6 protein-coding genes are annotated in these 6,953 nt (G+C 69.1%); 5 read left to right on the top strand and 1 reads right to left on the bottom strand.

Features of this window, described 5'->3' with window-relative positions; genetic code table 11:
* The first annotated feature begins 96 nt into the window (after nt 1-96).
* The 4 genes from iolC to mmsA are packed head-to-tail and all read left to right on the top strand — an operon-like array spanning nt 97 to nt 5,442.
* Nucleotides 97-1,170 (top strand): 5-dehydro-2-deoxygluconokinase, encoded by a 1,074-nt coding sequence (gene iolC / locus ABZ532_RS23095; protein WP_361286748.1) that lies wholly within the window; start codon nt 97-99, stop codon nt 1,168-1,170.
* Complete coding sequence (gene iolB / locus ABZ532_RS23100; protein WP_361286751.1) at nt 1,167-1,997, top strand: 5-deoxy-glucuronate isomerase; 831 nt, start codon at nt 1,167-1,169, stop codon at nt 1,995-1,997. Before iolC ends, iolB begins: the two co-directional genes overlap by 4 nt.
* Nucleotides 1,994-3,916: a 3D-(3,5/4)-trihydroxycyclohexane-1,2-dione acylhydrolase (decyclizing) gene (iolD, locus tag ABZ532_RS23105; protein WP_361286754.1), complete on the top strand. Its 1,923-nt coding sequence runs from the start codon at nt 1,994-1,996 to the stop codon at nt 3,914-3,916. The genes iolB and iolD overlap by 4 nt, the downstream gene beginning before the upstream one ends.
* 23 nt (nt 3,917-3,939) lie before the next feature.
* A complete protein-coding gene (gene mmsA / locus ABZ532_RS23110) occupies nt 3,940-5,442 on the top strand; it encodes a CoA-acylating methylmalonate-semialdehyde dehydrogenase (protein ID WP_361286757.1) in 1,503 nt (500 codons plus the stop codon).
* 194 nt (nt 5,443-5,636) lie between these two features.
* Here the strand turns inward: mmsA and ABZ532_RS23115 are convergent, their stop codons facing one another.
* Complete coding sequence (locus tag ABZ532_RS23115) at nt 5,637-6,227, bottom strand: hypothetical protein (RefSeq protein ID WP_361286760.1); 591 nt, start codon at nt 6,225-6,227, stop codon at nt 5,637-5,639.
* Here ABZ532_RS23115 and coaD point away from each other — a divergent pair.
* Nucleotides 6,226-6,648, top strand: a complete 423-nt coding sequence (coaD, locus tag ABZ532_RS23120) for a pantetheine-phosphate adenylyltransferase (RefSeq protein WP_361286763.1) — start codon at nt 6,226-6,228, stop codon at nt 6,646-6,648. The two genes, ABZ532_RS23115 and coaD, sit on opposite strands and share 2 nt — an antisense overlap.
* The last annotated feature ends 305 nt before the right edge of the window (nt 6,649-6,953 follow it).

The raw sequence follows: 6,953 nt of genomic DNA on the forward strand, positions 1-6,953 counted from the left end.
TCAAGCTTTCGTCCGAATGTAAGGACAAAATGTTGACAGCCTTCGGGGACGGGGGTTAGACCGGGGTGCAGCCGACGTGGAACCGAAGGGACCCGTATGCCTCAGCCGCCTCATCCCTCTCAATCGTCGCAGCCATCGCGGTCGCCTCAGCCATACGACGTGATCACGATGGGCCGGATCGGAGTGGACGTCTACCCCCTGCAGACGGGGGTCCCTCTGGCGCGGGTCGAGACCTTCGGGAAGTTCCTCGGCGGTTCCGCCACGAACGTGGCGGTCGCGGCGGCGCGGCTCGGGCGCCGGGCAGCGGTGATCACACGCACCGGCCAGGATGCCTTCGGCGCGTACCTCCACGAAGCGCTCAGGGAGTTCGGGGTCGATGACCGATGGGTGACGGCCGTCCCCGGACTGCCCACACCCGTGACCTTCTGTGAGATCTTCCCCCCGGACGACTTCCCGCTGTACTTCTACCGCCAGCCCAAGGCCCCGGACCTCGAACTGCGCACCGGGCAACTCGACCTGGCCGCGATCGCCGGCGCGCGGGTCTTCTGGATGACCGGCACCGGACTCTGTGACGAACCCAGCAGGTCCGCGACCCTTGCCGCACTCGAGCACCGGGCGAAGTCCGCGACGGGTGCGGCCATCACGGTCTTCGACCTGGACTGGCGGCCCATGTTCTGGACGGATCCCGGCCGGGCGCGCCCGTTCTACACGGAGGCGCTCACGCGGGCGACCGTCGCCGTCGGCAACCTCGACGAGTGCGAGATCGCGACGGGAGAGTGCGAACCGCACGCGGCGGCACGCGCGTTGCTCGACGCCGGGGCCGAACTGGCCGTGGTGAAACAGGGACCCAAGGGCGTGCTCGCCCTGCATCGGGATGGAACCACGGCGGAAGTGCCTCCCGTGCAGATCGACGTGGTCAACGGGCTGGGCGCGGGCGACGCGTTCGGTGGAGCGATGGTCCACGGGCTGCTGGCCGGGTGGGAGCTGGAGCACACCATGCGGTTCGCCAACGCCGCCGGCGCGATCGTCGCCTCCCGGCTCGCCTGCTCCTCCGCCATGCCCTACCCGTCCGAGGTCGACGCCCTGCTCGAAGGGCACACACCGGGACCCGGGCCCGGCCCCGCATCCCCCACCGGCACAGCGGATCAGGCACCGGACGGCGACGCATGAACCACACCGACGGCGCGGCAGACAACCGGCATCTGCGGGCATGCACGGCCGCCGAAGGGCCCTATGCGCTCGACATCAGCCCCGAGTCGGCCGGATGGGGCTACTCCGCCCTGCGGACGCTGGAGCTGCCTCCGGGCGGTTCCCACCTGCTGAGCACCATGGACAGCGAATGGATCGTGCTTCCCCTCAGCGGTGGCTGTGCCGTCCGGGTCGGAGACCGGACCATGGAACTGCTGGGCCGGGAAGACGCGTTCGCCGGAGTCACCGACTTCGCCTACCTGCCGCGAGACGCCGACGCGCAGATCGCCTCCAGCGCGGGAGGCCGCTTCGCCCTGGCCGGAGCGAAGTGCGAGCGCCGGCTCCCCGCCCGCTACGGCCCCGCCCCGCAGGTGCCGGTCGAGCGCCGCGGCACGGGCGACTGCGCCCGCACGGTGCACAACTTCGCCGCCGCCGACTCCTTCGAGTGCGACCGTCTCATCGCCGTCGAAGTGCTCACCCCCGGCGGCAACTGGTCTTCGTATCCACCGCACAAGCACGACGAGCACCGACCGGGCGAGGAGGCCAGACTGGAAGAGATCTACTACTTCGAGATCGACGGACCGCACGGCTTCGGCTACCAGCGGGTGTCGCCGTCGCGCCCCGGGGGTACGGACCTGCTCGCCGAGGTGCGCAGCGGCGACGCCGTGCTCGTACCGGACGGCTGGCACGGCCCGTCGATCGCCGCGCCTGGACATGACATGTACTACCTGAACGTCATGGCGGGCCCGGGGCCCGGGCGGGAATGGCGGATCCGCTTCCACCCCGACCACACGGAGGGCTACCGATGAGCACGGGACCGATCACGCCCCGCCCCGGCACGCGCCGCCTGACCACCGCCCAGGCGCTGGTCGCCTTCCTGGCCCGTCAGTACACGGAGCGCGACGGCCACCGCCGCCGTCTGATCGGCGCCACCTGGGGCATCTTCGGCCATGGGAACGTGGCGGGCATCGGCCAGGCCCTGCTGGAGAGCGGCCCCGACATGCCGTATCACCAGGGCCGCAACGAACAGGCCATGGTCCACGCGGCCGTCGGCTACGCCCGCCAGTGCGGCCGGCTCTCCACACACGCCGTCACCACCTCCATCGGCCCCGGCGCCACCAACCTCGTCACCGGCGCGGCCCTCGCCACCATCAACAGGCTGCCCGTGCTGCTGCTCCCGGGTGACGCCTTCGCGACCCGTCCGGCCGATCCCGTCCTCCAGCAGCTCGAGGTCCCGTACGCGGGAGATGTCTCCGTCAACGACACCCTGCGCCCCGTGTCGAGGTACTTCGACCGGATCAGCCGGCCCGAAGCCCTCATCCCGGCCGTCCTCACCGCCATGCGGGTCCTCACCGACCCCGCCGAGACGGGCGCGGTCACCCTCGCACTGCCGCAGGACGTGCAGGCCGAGGCGTACGACTGGCCCGAGGAGTTCTTCGCCGAGCGCGTCTGGCGGGTGCACCGCCCCCAGCCCGACCCGGAGGCACTGGCCGTGGCGGTCCGGGCCATCGCCGAAGCCCGCCGGCCGCTGATCATCGCGGGCGGCGGAGTGCACCACAGTGGGGCGGAGGAGGCGCTGGAGCAGCTGGCCGAGGCGACCGGGATCCCTGTCGCCTCCACCCAGGCAGGCAAGGGCTCGCTGCGCTACGACCACACCGCCGACGTCGGGGGCATCGGCCACACCGGCACCGCCACCGCCGACGAACTGGCCCGTGCCGCCGACCTCGTCATCGGGGTCGGCACCCGCTACTCCGACTTCACCACCGCGTCCGCCACCCTCTTCGCCCACCCCGAGGTCCGCTTCGTCAACCTCAACATCACGGGCTTCGACGCCCACAAGCTCGCCGCGCTCCCACTGGTGGCCGATGCCCGCGCGGGGCTCGTAGCCCTCACCGGCGCGCTGCGCGATCACCGAGTGGAGCACGGCTACGAGACGGAGTACACGGACGGCAAGGAACGCTGGGAGCACCGCGTCGACGCCGCGTACGAGGTGCGTGACGCGGAGGTCCGGCCAACCCAGCCACAGGTACTCGGAGTGCTCGACGGCCTGGTCACCGCGGATGACATCGTGATCAACGCGGCGGGGTCGCTGCCCGGTGATCTGCACAAGCTCTGGCGGAGCCGTTCCAGCGATCAGTATCACGTCGAGTACGGGTACTCCTGCATGGGATACGAGATCCCCGCGGCGATCGGCGTGGCCATGGCAACCCCGGGGCGGCCCGTGTGGGCGCTGGTCGGCGACGGCACCTATCTGATGAACCCGACCGAGATCGTGACGGCCGTGCAGGAGAACATCCCGATCAAGGTGGTGATCCTCCAGAACCACGGGTATGCGTCGATCGGGGGCTTGTCCGAGGCCGTCGGTTGCGAGGGCTTCGGCACGGCGTACCGCTACCGGGAACAACCGGACACCGGCGTCCCCGGCACCGGCAGCTACACGGGAAGGCCGCTCCCTGTGGACCTCGGGGCCAACGCCGCGTCCCTGGGAATGCGTGTCATCCGCGCCAAAACCGTACGTGACCTGCGAGAAGCCCTCACCGAGGCTCGTGCGGCGGACCGACCCACATGTGTCTACGTCGAGACCGAAACGGCAGACACTGTGTCGGGCCCGCCGCCCGCTCAGGCGTGGTGGGATGTTCCCGTGGCCGAGACCGCGACCCGACCGTCGGCGGTCAAGGCCCGGCAGGAGTACGACCGCCAGGTCGCAGCCCGACGTCGCCATCTCTGAAGGATTTGAAGGAGCTTTCCACCATGACGAAGCACGTCAACCACTGGATCGGTGGCAAGATCGTCGAGGGTGCGTCCGGCAACTGGGGACCGGTCACCGACCCGGCGACCGGTGCCGTGACCCGGGAAGTAGCGCTCGCCTCCGTAGCCGAGGTCGACGCGGCGGTGGCCGCCGCGAAGGACGCCTACGCCACCTGGGGCACGGCGTCGCTGGCCCAGCGCACCACGATCCTGTTCCGTTTCCGCGCGCTGCTGGACGCGAACCGTGACGCCATCGCCGAGCTGATCACCGCCGAGCACGGCAAGGTCCACTCGGACGCGCTCGGCGAGGTCGCCCGCGGCCTGGAGATCGTGGATCTGGCCTGCGGAATCACCACCCAGCTCAAGGGCGAGCTGTCCACCCAGGTGTCGAGCCGGGTCGACGTGGCGTCGATCCGTCAGCCGGTCGGTGTGGTCGCCGGCATCACGCCGTTCAACTTCCCCGCGATGGTTCCGATGTGGATGTTCCCCATCGCCATCGCCTGCGGCAACACCTTCATCCTCAAGCCGAGCGAGAAGGATCCCTCGGCCTCGCTGAAGATCGCCGAGCTGCTTGCCGAATCGGGCCTGCCGGACGGCGTCTTCAACGTCGTCCAGGGTGACAAGGTCGCGGTCGACCGACTTCTCGAGCACCCGGACGTCGCGGCGATCTCCTTCGTCGGCTCCACGCCGATCGCCCGCCACATCCACACCACGGCCTCGGCCAACGGAAAGCGGGTCCAGGCGCTCGGCGGGGCCAAGAACCACATGCTGGTCCTCCCGGACGCGGACCTGGACGCCGCCGCGGACGCCGCCGTATCCGCCGCCTACGGCTCCGCGGGTGAGCGCTGTATGGCGATCTCCGCCGTGGTCGCGGTCGGCTCGATCGGTGACGAGCTCGTCGGCAAGATCCGCGAGCGCGCCGAGAAGATCAAGATCGGTCCCGGCAGCGACCCGGCCTCCGAGATGGGCCCGCTGATCACCAAGGCGCACCGCGACAAGGTCGCCTCCTACGTCCACGGCGCCGCCGACCAGGGCTCCGAGGTCGTCCTCGACGGCACGGGCCACACGGTCGAGGGCTTCGAGGACGGCCACTGGATCGGTCTGTCACTTCTCGACAAGGTCCCGACCGACTCCGACGCCTACCGTGACGAGATCTTCGGCCCCGTGCTGTGCGTGCTGCGCGCGGACACGTACGAGGAGGGCGTCGCGCTGATCAACGCCTCGCCGTTCGGCAACGGCACCGCGATCTTCACCCGAGACGGCGGCGCCGCGCGCCGCTTCCAGATGGAGATCGAGGCGGGCATGGTCGGAGTGAACGTCCCGATCCCGGTGCCCGTCGGCTACCACAGCTTCGGTGGCTGGAAGGACTCGCTCTTCGGCGACCACCACATCTACGGCAACGACGGTGTGCACTTCTACACGCGCGGCAAGGTCGTCACCACCCGCTGGCCCGACCCGTCCGAGGCGCCGGTCGGCGTGGACCTGGGCTTCCCCCGCAACCACTGACCACCGCTGGTGGACGCCAGGCGGCCGGTACGGAACCCTCACCCGTACCGGCCGCCTGGCTGTTCGGCGGGACGCGTTCACCCTGCCGACGGCGCTCGGAGCGTGTCCTACGTGGCCGCCGGACGCAGTACCCCCCCGCCTCATCGAGGGTCTCATCGCCAAGTCCGGGCTCGACTCCTAACCGCTGTCAGCTGCTAAGGATCTCTCGTCAGAATGCAGTGGGGATCGTCGTTGTCTTCGTCGCCCACGCGGGTCCAGAGCACCAGAGTCTTTCCATGCCGCAGAGCGCTAAGGACGTCTCCCACGTCATGCCCCTTGGGGCCTTTGGTGTCGAACGATCGCCAGACGGCGGTCCCTGTCCTGTCGGAGTCGTCTCTCCAGGTGCCCGATCCTGACCGGGGTCCTGTCCAGTTCCAGTCCGAGGCGCCCATCCAGTCGCCGCATACGTTGTCGGCGGTGAAGGTTCCATCCGGCTTCAGCGTCAAGGTGCCGCCGTCGGTGTCGGTCCATGTGGTCGTGAGTTCGGCCGGCTTCAGCATGACGGATTCGCCCTGGGGCGGCGGCCGGTGCCAGAACCAGCTGCAGGCCGTGAGTGCGAGAGCCATGGCAAGGAGGACCAGCGCGGCCCGGCAGGAACGCAACACGCTCCACCTCCAGCGGGTTCTACAGGACGCGTGCGCGACGGGGAGATCAAGGACGTGTTCCGCAGCCTGGCATAGAATTTGAACACGTTCAAGCTCGAACTTCACCGCCGAGGGCGGCCGCTTGTTACTCTTTTCGATCATGCGAGCCCTCTTCCCAGGATCCTTCGACCCGGTTACTCAGGGGCACCAGGACGTCCTCCGGCGCGCTGCCCTCCTGTTCGACGAGGTCGTCGTGTGCGTGATGTTCAATGCGAACAAGACCGGCCGCTTCCCCATCACCGAACGGCTGGACCGGCTCCGCGCGGCAGCAGCTGGCTTGAGCAACGTCACGGTCGACTCCCACACGGGCGGCCTGCTGGTCGACTACTGCCGCCGAGCCGGAATCGACGTCGTCATCCGCGGAGTCCGCGGGGTTACCGACCTGGACTACGAAATGCCGATGGCCCGCATGAACCACGAACTGTCCGGAGTCGAGACGTTCTTCATCGCTGCGGACCCCGCCCTGGCCCACATCTCCTCCACCCTCGTCGCCGCGACGAGTCAACAGGGTGTCCGCGAATGAGGATTTGAGCTCGCTTCTTCCAGCAGGTGGGGGCGGCAATGAGGGTTCCTGGAGGTCTCCTGTGTGGTGAGGCAGATCAGGAAGCGCCGATGGGCGTCGACTTCGGTATACGGGTCTGCGATCCCCCGCAACCCGTCCGGGACAATCCAACTCCACGTACCCCGCCCCAAACCGGGACCAGCGACGCCTCACCGCATAGGACCCGGTCTTACGAGTTGGTGCGTGATAGCGGGTGGGCATGCTCTGTTGGTGAAGGGCATGGTGGATCGGGTGGTTCTGGCGCATCCGTTGTTTACGGGTGTCTC

The organism is Streptomyces sp. NPDC019396 (assembly GCF_040632375.1).
Lineage (GTDB): Bacteria > Actinomycetota > Actinomycetes > Streptomycetales > Streptomycetaceae > Streptomyces.